Raw genomic sequence first — 14505 nt, 5'->3', positions numbered from 1 at the left:
CGGAGCGCACCGATGACCCTCTATCGATCCCTTGCCTGTGCCGCTCTTGCCGGCTTGTCCGCCATCGCCGTCACAACCGCCGCGGCGACCGCGCAGCAGACCGCAGCCGCCTTCGCCATCGGCGGCACCGCGCGCGCCATATCCCCCGCGACGGAGGCGGGCCGGCTGGCGCCGCTGCCGGCCACGGCTGAGCAGTTGAGCTTTTCAGGCGAAAGCGGCGCGCGCCAGTTCGCGCTATACGTGCTGCCGGTGGAGACCACGCGGACGAGCAGACTGGTCCTGTGGCTGCAGAGCGCCGTCTCGATCATGCCGGAATCATCGAGCCTGCGCGTCTTCGTCAACGACCTCCCAGTCGGCACAGCGACGCTCGGCACCGGCGAACAGGCGCTGTCGATCGACCTGGCACCCGGCACCTTGCAGCCGGGTTTCAACCAGATTCGGATCGCCGTCGACCAGCACCACCGAGTCGACTGTTCACGGGCCGGAACCTACGAATTGTGGACGACGATCGATCCCAAACGCAGCGGCCTGTTCTTCGATGGCGGCATGACGGCGGTCACCGCGCTTGAGGACATGCCGGCCCTTGCGCGCCGCTCCACCGACGGCGTGACCACCATTCATGCCTTCTTGCCTGCCGGAGCCTCGCCGGCGGACGTCGACAGGACGATGAGCGCGGTCCAGTCCGCGGTCCTCCTCGGAGAATTCAGCAATCCGCAGGTGACGTTCGCCAAGCCGGCCGACCCGGCGGCCATCGAGGTTGTCGTCGGCACCCAGTCCACGCTTGCCGGCGGCAATCCGAGCCGGCTGGCCGGCAACACGCCCATTCCCTCAGTCACTTTCGAACCGGGCGCGATAGGACGGGCGCCGCGACTGATCGTCAGCGGCACGACCGTCGAAGACCTCGAGCAGAGCCTGCAGCAGTTGTCGGCGGCCGCGGTTAAGCATCGTCCGGCCGGGACCGCCTCCGGCCAGCGCGCCCTCGCCGAGGCGAAGGGCCGCGCTTTGGCCGGCGGCCAGAGCATCAGCCTGGCTGCGCTCGGCATGCAGACGCGCCAGTTCACCGGCCGCTTCTATACTGAGCAGGTCGCCTTTCAGCTCCCCGCCGATTTCTATCCCGCCGACTATGCCGACGGTGAGCTGGCCTTGAACGCCGGCTATACCGCTCGGCTATCGGACGGGGCGCAGCTCGTCGTGCGCGCCAACGGCAGGGTCGTGTCGACCATCAAGCTCCACTCGAGCCGACGTGGCCTGATCGACAACCAGAAACTTCGTCTGCCGCTGAGCGCCCTTCAACCCGGCAAGAACATCCTCAGCTTCGAGGCCAATCTGCCCAGCGACAGCGATGCGGCCTGCGATCCCGCAGTCCAGGCTAATCCCCCTGTCCGACTGTTCATATCGGATACCTCGACGCTGAAGATCCCGCCGTTTGCGCGGGTCGGCCATCTGCCGGAACTGGCCGCCATGACGGGCGGCGGCGGCGGGGCCAATGGCGGCAGCCAGCGAGACCTTTCGGTCGTCGTCGGGGCGCTCGACCCCGCGCATCTCGACGTCGCCGGCAGCTTCCTTGCCAAGCTCGCCTGGTCGGTCGGTCGGCCGGCCGACCTGCATTTCCAGACAACGATGCCGCACGAGGAGACCGGCGACCTGATCGGCTTTGGAACCTATACCCAGCTTCCCCAGGAGCTTCTGGCAGCCGCCCGTCTTGCCTCACCCGAAACCGGCTTCGGCAGCGGACAGACCTCGGGCCTTCTGGTCCGCGATGCGGCGGCCGCCGACTTGAGCGAAGACTGGAAAAAGGCCTTCGAGACGGACACCGGCGACCAAGGCATTGCAGAAGCCGCAGCGCGCGGTGCAACGGCCGCGGTTTCCGGCTTCCAGAGCTTCGTGTCGAGCTTTGCCGAGCCGGTGGATCTCGCAACACGTCTGAAGACCCTCGGCGCGGATCTCGGCGACCGGGCTTTGGCCTTTGCCGGCCTTTCGCAGTGGGCCGGTGACGACGATTTCGACCCGGCGATGGCCTACCGCCCCGCCAGCGATGCCTCCCTCGTCATCGCACAGGGACCGGCTCCGGAAGCCGAGGGCGCGGCCTGGACGATCGTCGCCGCCAGCGACGCACCGGCGCTGGCCAAGAGCGTCGCCATGCTGACCACGACGAGCCGCTGGAATGCGATCGGCGGCGGCTTCACCAGCATGCGCGGCGACGCCGGCGCGATGGAAAGCCGCCCGGCGGCCGAGGAGCGGCTGTTCGAGACGCAGCCCCGCTCGCTCGGCAATCTGCGCCTCGTTGTCGCCGGCTGGTTTTCCCGCCACACGCAGAGCTACGTGACGGGCCTTCTGGCCATCTGCCTGCTGCTGGGGGCGACGACCTACCTCTTCGTCAGAAGCATCGGCGAGCGTCGCCCATGAGCCGCCTGTCTACCCTCGCGGTATCGGCGCTCGCCCTGCTCGTCGCCGTCGGCGCGCTGCTGCCGCAGCCCGCCCGGGCTGCTGGGGACAGTGCCGGCAGGATCCTGCCGAGCGACTACGTCGTCGGATCGTGGGAGCTCTACCGCGCCCGGTTCGTCACCGCCGAAGGAAGGGTGACCGACGACGACAACGGCATGATCAGCCACAGCGAGGGCCAGGGCTACGGGATGCTTCTGGCCGTGGCGGCGGATGATCGCCGCTCCTTCGAGCAGATCTGGGCCTGGACACGGCAGGAGCTTTTCATCCGCGACGACGGGCTGGCGGCCTGGCGATGGGACCCGAAGGCCACGCCGCACGTGACCGACCTGAACGACGCGACCGATGGCGATTTGCTGATCGCCTGGGCGCTGCTGCGCGCCGGCAGCAAATGGTTGGTCAGCGACTACAAGGCCAAGGCCCGCGGCATCGTCGATGGCCTCGCCGAACTAGCGCTGGCCGACAGCCCCTATGGCCGCGGCCTTTTGCCGGCGGTCACCGGCTTCGACGCGCCGTCCCAGCCGGATGCGCCGGTGGTGAACCTGTCCTACTGGGTGCTGCCGGCGATCGCCGAACTGGAGGTCATCTCCCCAAAGCTCGCCAAGGCCGGGCTCATCGACAGCGGCCTTCAATTGATCAAGGCGGCCCGCTTCGGGCCGGAGATGCTGCCGACGGACTGGATCGGATTCGGCGCGGACGGCATTCGGCCGGCGCAGAACTTTCCGCGGCACTATGGCTACAACGCGGTTCGCATTCCGCTTTATCTCGCCTGGTATTCGGACGACCATGCCGATCTGCTGGCGCCGTTCGCCGATGCCTGGCGAAAGGATGGCCCCCTGGTGCCGCGGGTGGTGGAGGTCGACGGCGGCACCACGATCAACGAAATGGTTGGACCGGGCTATCTCGCCCTCGACGACCTCCTCCAGTGCAGCCTGCAGCGAGTCGAGATGGTCGCCGCGGCAAAGAATTTTGAGCCGACCACCTATTACCCCAGCACCTTGCACATCCTGAGTCTGATGGCGCTTTCTGAGAGGTACCCGCAATGTCTTTGAAAAAGTCCCTGCTTCTGGCGTCCATCACCCTTGTCAGCATCACGGTCGCCGATGCGCAGCAGTCCGTCCTTTTCAACCAGCCCCAGCAAGGCGCGCCAGCGGGTCAGCTCGACGATCCCTTTGCGGCGCCGGCGGCGACGAACCTCTCCGCCGCGGCCAGCCCGTCCCCGACCCCGGCGATGCTGCAGGCACAGGCCGAGGCCCTTGCCTTCGGATCGCCGGCGGGCACCTTGGCCGCTCCACCGGCGGACTTCCCTGCGCCGCCTGCCAGCGCCTCGCCTGCGCCGACCTTCTCCCCCGCCGTCGCTTCCCCGGCGCCCAGCTTCGTCATCGCCGCGCCGGCGCCGGCGCCGGTGGCAGCCGCGGCTCCCGCGGCCAACCCTTTCGCCGCTCCTTCAGCCACACCCGCGCCCTCCGGCGCCGCGCAGGGTGCTTTCGATCCCGGCCTCGCCGAGGCACAGGCGACGACACCCATCGCGACCAACAAGACGGACGAGTCGGCTCTGCGCTACTACGCCTCGCAGCGCGACCTCGTTCGCGTCGGCGCCGAAATCCGCCGGCTGAAGACGCTGTATCCGAACTGGCTGCCGCCGAGCGACCTGTTCGCACCGCGCAGCACTGCCGACGAGCAGCCGCTGTGGGACCTCTACGCCAAAGGCGACTACGCCGCCGTCCGCCGCGCCATCGACGCGATCAGGGCGACCAAGCCGAACTGGGCGCCGTCCGAGGACCTGGTGACGAAGCTGGACGACGGCGAGGCCCGGCAGAAGGTCAACGCGGCCGCCACCGCCGGCAACTGGCAGGGCGTGATCGCCTCGGCGCAAGCGCGCTCCGGCCTCCTGGTCTGCGCCAGCATGGACGTCCTGTGGAATGTCGGCGAAGGCTTTGCCCGCACCGGCAACATGGCGCAGGTCTTCGACCTCTACGCCTATGTCCTGTCCCATTGCGACAAGCCGGAGGAGCGCCTTGCAACCTTTCAGAAGGCCAATGCGCTGCTGCCACCCAAGGGCACCGAGGCGCTCGTCTCGTACGGCCGCACCCTGCCGAACGGCCAGGGCGAATTCGACGACCTGCGCTTCGACCGGCTGCGCCAGCAGATGGCCGACGTCGCCTCGGGAACGTCGTCCCAGTTGCCGCCCGTCGAAGAACTGACTGCTTACGCCAATTTCGTTCGCAGTTCCCGCTCCGCAAGCGACATGGGTCTGGTCGGCTGGTACTTCTTCGGTCAGCAGAACTGGTCGCGCGCGGCCGAGTGGTTCCGGGCCGGCATCGAGGCTGGCGGCGACGCGAAGCTCACCGAAGGCTATGTGCTGTCGCTGCGCAACGACGACAAGATCGCCGAGGCCGAGACCTTTGCCTATCGAAGCCACCGCTTGTCGCCCGACCTTGCCAAGATCTACATCGAGATGGTCGCCGACGAATTGACCGCGGACGAAGCCTCGAACCCCGTCGACAGCGGTCTCATGGATCGTTTCCAGCAGGTCGTCACGGAAGCAAAATCGCCACTGGGCGCCCAGGCGATTGGCTGGCGGCTCATTCATGAGGAGGAGTTTCCGGACGCGCAGGAGTGGTTTGCGCGGTCGGTGAAGTGGAAGCCGACGGAGGAGGGTGTCGTCGGCCTTGCTGTGGTCGCGACGCGGCTGAAGCAGAATGCGGCTCTGAAGGACGTCCAGAAGCGGTTCCAAAAGGACTTTCCCGCTCTCGCCGACTTCAAGGACTACGTGCCGCCGACGGCGGCGGTCAGCCGCTCGACCCGTCAGGCCCAGACGACGACCGCGAAAGGCGGCAACCGACCCGCCAAGCACGGCGCGCGCTCGGGTGGTGGTGACCGTCTGATGGCGGAGGCGAACCGTCTGTTCAAGTCCGGCGACTATCAAGGGGCGCTCGCGGTTCTCGACAAGCGCGAGGCGCGGCGCGGCAAGGAGTATGGCGCGCAGATCCTGCGCGGATGGGCCAATCACAAGCTCGGCCGCTGGGATCAGGCGCGCCAGGTTTTTAAGGAGCAGGACAAGAAGCGGTCTACCAAGGATACCCGGTTCGGCCTCGGCGCGACTTCGAACTCTCAGTACCGTATGTGGAACTGATACAGCACTGCCGAGCTTTCTAAGCGCTGACGCGAACAGGTGCCCGACCTTTGATCGGGCACCCGTTCGCCACTTTGAGACCGCCGCTGGTCATATCGCCTGCGTTTGCTGTCCTCATGTCGTGGCATTTCGACGTGGAAGCCATTGCGACATTTGCGGCCATTTCTCTCTCGCCCCTAGAGCCAGCGGCGCGATATGGCCTATTGCGCCACAAACGACCCATACTGAACAAGACGCTGTGCGGTTCGCGTTCTGCCAGCATCGAGGGCAGTTTTGCCTTGCTTCCATGCCGCAAGCCAAGCTTTCGTTGTCGCCCCAATCGCGATGCTCAGGGCAGATGATCGATCCAATCCAGAGGCGGGTTATCCTTGGGCCGACCCAAGAGAAAGCCCTGCCCAAAATGAACCCCATTAGTGCGCAACCATTGCAGTTGCAGGGCATTCTCGACGCCTTCGGCCACGAGATGGATGTTCAAATCTGCCGTCAGCCGTGTAACAGTCCGAATAATCGCCTCGACTTTTCTGTCCGGCAATTGCCTCAGGAAACTTGCGTCGATCTTTAATCCATCGACATCAACCATTTGCAGGTAGCTGAGCGACGAATACCCGGTTCCAAAGTCGTCAAGAACCAGCCGGATCCCTTGCGCCTTGATGGCCGAAAGTTGGTCAAGCACGCTCTTTGAAAAATCAACAAAGATGTTTTCGGTGATCTCGATGCCGACCCGTGCGGGCAATAAGCCAGTTTCCCGCAGAATGGTCGCTAGAACAGTGGGGAATTGACCGCTGACCAATTGCTGAGGCGAGAGGTTGACGTTGACCTGCACAGTCGAGGGCCACTGGGCCGCTCGCTTGAGAGACTCACGCAAAATCAACTCACCCAGCCGGTCGATCAGACCGCTGGTTTCCGCAACGGGAATAAACGTAGCCGGTGACACTTGACCGCGTTGGGGGTGATGCCATCGCGCAAGTGCTTCCAGACACAAGACCTGACCGGTGAAAAGATCCGCGATAGGCTGATAGGCAACGGTGATTTCCCCGTTGTCGATCGCTGCGGCCAACTCCCCTTCCTGCACGAGACGCGCCTCATATTCGTCCTCAAGGTCGCTGGTGAAACGCCGAACTGCCCCTTTGCCTTCAGCCTTTGCCCTGTAAAGCGCTAGGTCAGCCTTGAAGAACAGGCGAGAGGCATCATCGGCCGTGTCCTCTAGCGCAGCAACGCCGATACTTGCGCTGGGGGTCACGCTATGGCCGCGGAACACCAGGCGTTCTGCAATCAGTTCAGACAGTCGTACCGATGCCGTCGCGCCTTTTTCAAGATCGGCATCAGCAATGAGGACCGCGAACTCGTCTCCTCCGAGGCGTCCACCCTCGTCCGAAGGGCGAAGGGCGGATTTTATTCGGTTGGCGACAGTTACCAGCAACTCGTCGCCAAGGTGGTGACCATAGGTGTCGTTCGTTTTCTTGAAATTGTCGAGATCGATGCTGGCGAGAACGAAACGACGCCCTTCCTCGCAGAATTTTGCCACCCGCCCAACAAATTCTTTGCGATTGAGAAGCCCGGTCAGCCCATCGTGCTTAGCTAGGAAAGCGAGCTTTAGATCTGCTTCGTAGCGCTCGGTTATGTCACGCCCTATGCCGCGAAATCCGCTCATATGGCCATCCCCGCTGTGCACCGGATGGCCCGTCAGGTTGAACCAAAGCTGTTTCGAGCCGACCCGTGCTGTCGCCGTGACATCCCGAAAAGCGAGATGTTGTTTTAAGTAGTTTGTCAATTGAGAATGATTTGTGCTTTTTTCCGTAGCCCTGAAAAGGGTGTCCAGACGCCATTCTCGACGGATTGCGGCCTTTGAATCCACGATGGCAGCAAGGCTTGCTGGCACCGAGGTCAGCCGTCCGACTGCGTCGGTCTCCCAGAGCCAGTCGGAAGACCCTTCCTGATACTCACGCAGGAAAATGTTCACCGTTGCGACTTCACGCCTTAGAGCTGCTTGTGCTTTCGAGCGCCCGTCAAATGCGATGTTCGTGCAGATGATGCCGACAATGGCGAACACCGTATAACTGCCGAAGGCCACCGTGGTGACAGTATCGGCTATGCCGAGCAGGGTCACTGCCACCACCGACAAAAGAGCGACGGGAACAAAAAAACTGAAAGCCACAATCGCCGGAACGCAGATGATTGGCGTCGAAACCACCCCGAGCGCAAGACCGATGATCAGCGCGCGCTGGTCTACCGTACCATAGTGCGCCAAGGCATTGATCAGGGCGCCCCAGCCGATCCCCAAAGCTGAATATAGGAGGCGGGCCCATTGGAGATAGCCAAAGGCGTTGTCGGTCCGTCGCCATATTAGAGACGCGGTCACGATGAGCCCGTAAATCGTCACGATGACCGCGCCAATGACAGGAAGAAGCGGTCGGTCCAGCGGCTCAAAATTCAGCACAATGAAGATCGTATTACCGATCCCGGTCACCGCGAACAGCATGCTCAGGCTGAACAGGAGGCTTGCCTGATCGCGCAGTGCCTCCTTATTCTGTTGGGAAGTTGGAGGCCTCAGTCGAAGGAGACGGCGCAGCAAAGCTGCGCCGTCCCTTGTTCGAGAGACGATTAAATCCCAAAACATTACCAACGCAGCATCCCATGCACCCTTGGCACGATCATTCCCGTCCGGCGCCGGTACCGAGTATAGGAAGCTCCCATTAACGTATTAAAAAACCGCGCTTCTTCCGACTTCGCGATCGCGACATACCAGCCGATCAGCAGGGCGGCAGCCAACCATTGCAGCCCGCCGGCGGCAACGGCAGAGCCAAGCCAGAACAGGCAGTAAGCCAGATAGAACGGATGGCGGACAAAGGCATAGGGGCCATTCTCGTAGAGCGAGTCTGGATCGGACTGGCTATGGGCGAGCTGGGGTGGCCTAGCCTTGGTCGTCCTGACAGCCCACCAGAACAAGGCCGCCGAAGCGCTCGAGACGGTAACAAAGACGAGAACCCTGAGACTGCCCACATCACCAGTCGCGACGAGAACGAGGAAGAGCAGCGCCGAAAGGCTGCTCGCGGCCGTGAGGGCGTGCATTGCGGCTGGCATGCCGCCGCTGGAGCGGAAATGTCCCCGCAGGCCCCAACTAAACGAGGCAAGTGGCAGGGTGAAGAACACGATGATCAGCACGGTCAGCATCACCTATGCTCCCCTGACCGAGAGGGTCACGGGGCCACCTTCGAAAAAGGCGCTGAGGTTCCCAGTTCGGCCGGCCAGCGGATCCATAGCCGGAACGGCAAGCCGAACGCTGTCGTATCGTTCGCGGTCACTCGCCATCAGCCGCATCGGGCAACTCAGCCCGGGATAGGGGCGCAGTTCGGATGCAGCCTCGTAACCAAGTCGCCGATAGAAGGGAGTATGATTCTCACGAATGCAGGCAAGATGAACTTGGCTATGCGCGCACAGCGCGATGTAGCCCGCCATCCGATAGAGCAGGAAGACGAGGCCCTGATTGTTCTCCGCTTCGGGGCTGCGGACGAGCCTCGTTACCTCAATGCCCCGCCCTGAAAACGGGCTGCCGGCATCACGGCCCAACAGCTCGTCGACCTCTTTCCGGAACGCGTCCCTGGCCGGTGAGGTCAAGTCTGTTCCACGGGCTAGGGTGCAGGTGCGCACTGAAGCCACAGCGACGCCCCTGTCGTAGATAACGATCGTGCTGGCGTTGGGCATATCGTCGTAGATATCCTTGAACCGGCCGGAAATGTTTGGTTCGATATGCTGGCCCGCGACATAGCTGCGATAGCGGAGCCGAAAGGCGTCATCCTTGACTGAGTCGTCGACGGCAAGTCGCGCGATATACTCGTCGCATCGCGTTGCCGAGCCGACGCGCCGGGCCGGGGGAGCCTTGGCTGCCGGCTCGAAAACCGGTTCGTGCTGAAGTTGCTCACCAATTGGAAATGACGAAAGTGTATGGTCCATCAAAGAAGCCTCATCATTGAAGCCGCGCAAACATCTATGGCCCCGGCATGGGCCGGGCAGCCGGATGATCCGACTGGGCTTCATGATTGTGAAGTTCCCGGTGATAAGGTGATAGGCCTACCGCGGAACAGATGTGCATGTAGGGAGGAGTAGTGTCGTGCAGGTCTTCCAATCCGTCGAAAACATTGCTGATTTTCGCGCTCTGAACGAAGGCGAAATCCTGTGTGGGTATCTGGACGGTATGAGCGGCTCGACCTGTTCGCTGTCGAAAGTCTCCCGCTCCTACTGGCATGGTTGGCGAAACGGACTTGTCGACGGTGGCTTTGCCGAACAAGACGATCCGCAGCTCGATCTTGAAGCGCAATTCGCGGCTCTTCCGACCTGAGGCGTGCTAGCGACGCTGACCCAGATCGTACCGCATCTGTCTCCAACGAAGCCGCGGGTCGTCTAATTTCTCAAGGTGCCGCGGAAATCGCCAACCTGGTACGGGAGAAAGGGCAGCTTCATCGTCGTTCCGGTCCAAAGCTGCCAGTCCGCTTTCGGCCCAATGTGGAACTGAAAATCATTCCCGAATCTGGCTGCCGACGCCTCGGCGGCGCAGAGAGATATCGGCAACGAGAGGAAGATGATCGGAAGCCCTGGTCGCCAGCGTGCACGACGCGGTGATTTGGAAATGGTCCGAGGCGTAGATGCGGTCCATCCATGCGAGAGGGCGGGCCGAGGGCCAGGTTGCGCACGCGGCGAGCAACGGGAGTTGTCTTGTCAATGAGCGATGCACTGTCCCGGCTCTTCGCCATTCGTTGAAGTCGCCAAGGGCAATGGTCGGAAGCCGCGTGTCTTCGATCTTTCGGGCAAGGGCGACTGCCTGCGCCGGGCGCTGCCAAGGGAACACGCCAAGGTGCGTCGCGAGGATGCGGGCAGGTCCATCCGGGGTCATGCATGTCGCTTCGATCACGCCGCGGCGTTCAAGAGTTCCGCCGGGGAGAAGGCTGAACTCGACGTCCTCCAGCGGCCAGCGACTCCACAGGAGGTGTCCGTAGTCGCGGCCACTACGCCGAATGAGACGAGCTTCAGCGACATGTCCGCCGAGCCGGGCAGCAAAGTGCTCGAAGGCGTTGGCGCGCCGTCCGAGGTGAGTCCGTCCGTCGACTTCCTGAAGCGCGACGATGTCGCTCTCCGAAACTGCCAGCTCGGCGAATATCCGTTCCGGATCGCAGCGCCCGTCGCTGCCGATGCAGCCGTGAATGTTCCAAGTCATGAGGCGCATGGCTAATTTCACAAGCTTTCGAGAACGAGACGTCGCTCAGAGAAGGACGAGATCTGGCATGGCCTCACTTTCTCGCGGCGTCTTTGCTACACAGTCGCCAGGGCCGGGCGCTCGCTCGATATGGCTTGCTGATCTTTGGCGCCTACGCGGCGGTTGTCGCGCTCATAGCACCCCTTTTGAAGCACTCCGCTGGTTACGCTCGACCTATCTCTGGGTTTGAGGCGGTGCCATTCGGCGAGGATCGGCGGATGCTCGACGAACCATAGCTTTGCTTTGCAGCCGTGCGGCAATCATTGCCGCGAAACGATCGATCATCCCGGTGACGTGGCAGAGCCTGTCACCGCGACGAGCGACCCGTGTGCGGCTGAACCAACGACTGTCGTGCGAGGCCGTCGGTTGACAGCCCACAACCAGAATTCCAGCGCCGCCTGGGTGAGGCTTCGTACGCGCAGGTCCGAGCATCTCGCTCTTAAACACTATGTTCCTGTGTTAGCGCACCGGCGCATGGACCGATCCCTGGGCCGTCACTGAGCGCTCGATGCGCTCGCGGTCCAGAACACCCGAGCGACGCAGTTCCTGCTTAAGCTTGTCGATCGGCGGCGCGTAGAGAAAGCCGAAAGACACGCAGTGCCCCCGACCCTCCACAGCGTGGTGGAGCCGGTGTGCCTGAACCAGTCGCTTGGCATAGCCTCGATGCGGGACGTAGCGGAACGGCCAACGCTGGTGAACGAGCCCATCATGGACGATGAAGTAGAGCAGGCCGTAAAGCGTGATGCCCCACGCGATCGCCAAAATAAACGGTGACAATGCCTGTCCGACGAAGAACAGGGCAACCGCCATGACGCTGAACACAACGGCATAAAGGTCGTTCTTCTCAAAAATACCCTCTGTTTCCTCGTGGTGGGACTTATGCCAAGCCCAACCGCTCCGTCCGTGCATGACGAAACGATGCATCGACCAAGCAAAACCCTCCATCACCGCAACAGTAGCGAGCGCTATAAGGACGTACAGGAGAACATTGAATGTCATGGCGTCTCTGCGTATTGCGCTACTGGCAAGCGCGGCTTGCCCGCGTCGATCGGTTGCCAAAGATATGGGGACCAGGCCATGGCTGGCAAGCCTCGCCCTCTGCGCGTTATCCGCGCAGCCCGATCCCGCTCGTCACCCCTTCAAACAAGGCCGAGTACCTTTAGCGCCCCGAGCAGCAGACCGTCCCCAACAGACACCGACAGCGCCACCTCGATCAGGATCGCGATGAAAAGCGTGGCGCGCCAGCCAATCATCCGGGCGGCGAAGAAACCAAGGATCACGCAACCGGAATCACTCATGGAGTTGACGATGCTGTCGCCCGCATAGGCGCCGGGTTGGCTCGAATCGTTGAACAGGCGGATCACTGCAGGCGTGTTCTCGACGATCTCCCAGAGAACGCTACCCATCACCGCGACCACCAGCTTGGCGCGGGTAGACCAGCTAGGCTTGAGCCCGTCAATCAAGACGTAAAGGCCGGCTCCGAAGACACCGTGCATGAAAGAGTAGGGATCGAATAGATGCTGGGAGTTTGACGCGGCTCTGAAGCTTGCGCTCCACAACTGAAGCGGCTCGAGCCTTGGCAGGAACGGGCGCCCGAACACCCAGAGCGACCCAGCCGCGATGCCATTGACCAGGATCAGCAGCAAGCCGCACGCCGCAAGCGACGGCTTCTCCGCTTCGGATCCCTCCGGCGTCGCGCGCCTCTTGAGATGGTTCTGGCACGCGTCGTGTGAGGATTGTTTCATCAGTCGCAGGATATGGCGCCGCCATCGACCCAATCCATAGCAGGCGTCGCGCGCTGGGCCGATAAAACGCGCGTCGAGTGGCACAACATCGCCGCAGGCGAGCCGCGCAAAGTGCCTTCTCGACGGCCTGAACGTTCAATTGCGGGACGAACGGTCCAACTCGGCACTGTCTAGTCCCTGCACCAGGCGCGAGCGATCCTGGCTCTCTAGCAGACCGACGACACCGCCGCCGTCCCCATTCCGCGCTCGCCTGGAGCACCCCGCCCGCCTTCACCGCCGCCGTCCGTCAACGTCGGGCACGGCGCTGCACCTCGGCAAGGGCTCCACGCCGACGCCCGTCGCTTAAATCGCAATGGACAAAGCAAAAACGCGTGAGCGAACATACCACCAGATGAAATCTCGAGACACCGTCACAAGTTCTGGAGACGACAGCAGCGCCCCATCTCTTTAGCGGGTGAGTCAGGAGGCGATACGCCGCATTCCCCCCGCTGACGTCGCAAAATAGGATGGAGAGATGCAGATCAGCGACGTCGCCGCCTCGAGTGAACCGAGATCCTTCGTGCAACGCGAAGGCGCGCCTTTTTCTCGGCCTCGGGTCCGGCCATTTCAGACAGCGATCGGTCTGATGCTGGCGGGCTGCGTGGTTTTCGCCTGGCTGACCGTTCACATCGCTGCGGTGTTCTTTCTCGATCTTGGCTGGCGGACACTGCCGTTCGTTCCTCTCATAGTCGCCTTGCAGTGCTGGCTGACGGTGGGCCTCTTCATCGTCGCGCACGATGCCATGCACGGCTCACTAGCGCCGGGCTGGACGAGGCTGAACACTTTTATCGGCACCTTTATCCTAACGATCTATGCCGGTTTTGCGTGGCGCCAGATTCGCAGCGCGCACATGAACCATCATGACGCTCCCGGCACCGCCGACGATCCGGACTTTTGCGTCGACGAGGCCGATCGTTTTTTGCCATGGTTTGGTACCTTCTTCACGCGGTATTTCGGACTTCGCTCCATCCTTTTCGTATGCACGGTGGTGGCGACCTACATCTTCGCGTTACGCGCCTCGGTCTTCAACGTCGTCCTGTTCTACGGGCTGCCTTCGCTCCTATCGTCGCTGCAACTCTTCTATTTCGGCACCTTCCTCCCCCATCGTCACGAAGAAGAAAACGCATTCGCTGACCAACACAATGCGCGTTCGAACGAGTTCGGGTACTTGGCTTCGCTACTCTCCTGCTTCCACTTCGGCTACCATCACGAGCATCACACCCAGCCGTGGGTGCCCTGGTGGGGCTTGCCTGACCATTGGCGGGAAGGTCGACAATCCTGAAGTTCAAGTGGTCCCGGATGTGGATACCTCAAGTGCAAGGATCAGGAGCCTGCGCGAAAAAGGGCGACTCGTTCCCGTTCCAGCCGCAGACCCCCGACTTGGACCGCGTTAAATGATCTGGCGGTGTAGACACAGAGGATCTTGATATCACCTGCTGACTGATTGAATGCTGTTCTTTGCGGAGGGCGGCATTGCAGGTTGGATGGCGGGTGCGGAATTTGGCTTGCTGCTGCCTTATGGGACACGATGGAAGGCTCTAACTGCACTCGTTTTCTTCAAATTGCTCAAAACCTAGGGCGGCATCTGGCCACCTGATTAGAGATGCCTAAAGCGTAGTCGACACGTCCGCCTCACCCGATTGCGAATTCTTATTTCTGCAACCGTTACTTCGGTCTTAGCTTTCCCCGGGGCTCGGGGCGCCTCGTCGTGAGACCTTTAGGCGGTCGCACTCCGATGAGGTCGTGCGAAGGGCCACTCCTAATGGGAGGCTGGACCTTGCAAACCCGGGGGCGTGTGCACGGCGGTGACAAACCAGGCCACAGGAGCGCCGGCATAACGCCGAGTGCGGCGGAGTAAAATCCGGCCAGTGGTTAGGCTGTTCTCTTTTGCAGAG

At 62.4% G+C, this 14505-nt stretch carries 11 protein-coding genes; 5 read left to right on the top strand and 6 right to left on the bottom strand.

The window, feature by feature from the left end; all coding sequences use genetic code 11:
* The first annotated feature begins 12 nt into the window (after positions 1–12).
* Genes IEX88_RS20880 through IEX88_RS20870 form a run of 3 tightly spaced genes read left to right on the top strand, consistent with a single transcriptional unit; the run spans position 13 to position 5578 of the window.
* Positions 13–2406: a cellulose biosynthesis cyclic di-GMP-binding regulatory protein BcsB gene (locus IEX88_RS20880; protein WP_188854426.1), complete on the top strand. Its 2394-nt coding sequence runs from the start codon at positions 13–15 to the stop codon at positions 2404–2406.
* Entirely contained in the window at positions 2403–3494 is a 1092-nt protein-coding gene (locus IEX88_RS20875) for a family 8 glycosyl hydrolase (protein WP_188854425.1), read from the top strand. The genes IEX88_RS20880 and IEX88_RS20875 overlap by 4 nt, the downstream gene beginning before the upstream one ends.
* A complete protein-coding gene (locus IEX88_RS20870; protein ID WP_188854424.1) occupies positions 3485–5578 on the top strand; it encodes an outer membrane protein assembly factor BamD in 2094 nt (697 codons plus the stop codon). Before IEX88_RS20875 ends, IEX88_RS20870 begins: the two co-directional genes overlap by 10 nt.
* A gap of 328 nt (positions 5579–5906) precedes the next feature.
* Here IEX88_RS20870 and IEX88_RS20865 read toward each other — a convergent pair whose 3' ends face one another.
* Genes IEX88_RS20865 through IEX88_RS20855 form a run of 3 tightly spaced genes read right to left on the bottom strand, consistent with a single transcriptional unit; the run spans position 5907 to position 9529 of the window.
* Complete coding sequence (locus IEX88_RS20865; RefSeq protein WP_244640424.1) at positions 5907–8195, bottom strand: putative bifunctional diguanylate cyclase/phosphodiesterase; 2289 nt, start codon at positions 8193–8195, stop codon at positions 5907–5909.
* Positions 8195–8749 carry a methyltransferase family protein gene (locus tag IEX88_RS20860; protein WP_188854422.1) on the bottom strand — a complete coding sequence of 185 codons (555 nt, stop codon included), beginning with the start codon at positions 8747–8749 and terminating at the stop codon, positions 8195–8197. The genes IEX88_RS20865 and IEX88_RS20860 overlap by 1 nt, the downstream gene beginning before the upstream one ends.
* 3 nt (positions 8750–8752) lie before the next feature.
* Positions 8753–9529: an N-acyl amino acid synthase FeeM domain-containing protein gene (locus tag IEX88_RS20855; protein WP_188854421.1), complete on the bottom strand. Its 777-nt coding sequence runs from the start codon at positions 9527–9529 to the stop codon at positions 8753–8755.
* Positions 9530–9686: 157 nt separating this feature from the next.
* Between IEX88_RS20855 and IEX88_RS20850 the strand changes: the two genes are divergently transcribed.
* Complete coding sequence (locus IEX88_RS20850; protein WP_188854420.1) at positions 9687–9914, top strand: hypothetical protein; 228 nt, start codon at positions 9687–9689, stop codon at positions 9912–9914.
* 177 nt (positions 9915–10091) lie between these two features.
* Here the strand turns inward: IEX88_RS20850 and IEX88_RS20845 are convergent, their stop codons facing one another.
* From IEX88_RS20845 to IEX88_RS20835, 3 genes are all read right to left on the bottom strand, one after another.
* On the bottom strand, positions 10092–10796 hold the full coding sequence (locus IEX88_RS20845; protein ID WP_188854419.1) for an endonuclease/exonuclease/phosphatase family protein: 705 nt from the start codon (positions 10794–10796) through the stop codon (positions 10092–10094).
* Between the two features lie 489 nt (positions 10797–11285).
* On the bottom strand, positions 11286–11825 hold the full coding sequence (locus IEX88_RS20840; protein WP_188854418.1) for a sterol desaturase family protein: 540 nt from the start codon (positions 11823–11825) through the stop codon (positions 11286–11288).
* A gap of 140 nt (positions 11826–11965) precedes the next feature.
* Positions 11966–12655, bottom strand: a complete 690-nt coding sequence (locus IEX88_RS20835; protein ID WP_188854417.1) for a DUF2585 family protein — start codon at positions 12653–12655, stop codon at positions 11966–11968.
* Positions 12656–13085: 430 nt separating this feature from the next.
* Between IEX88_RS20835 and IEX88_RS20830 the strand changes: the two genes are divergently transcribed.
* Positions 13086–13892: a fatty acid desaturase gene (locus tag IEX88_RS20830; RefSeq protein ID WP_210319314.1), complete on the top strand. Its 807-nt coding sequence runs from the start codon at positions 13086–13088 to the stop codon at positions 13890–13892.
* Positions 13893–14505: the final 613 nt, after the last annotated feature.

This window comes from Aureimonas glaciei, assembly GCF_014643375.1.
In the GTDB taxonomy this organism is placed as follows: domain Bacteria; phylum Pseudomonadota; class Alphaproteobacteria; order Rhizobiales; family Rhizobiaceae; genus Plantimonas; species Plantimonas glaciei.
Note: the sequence above shows the minus strand (reverse complement) of the source record. Positions and strands in the feature narration are given on the sequence as shown.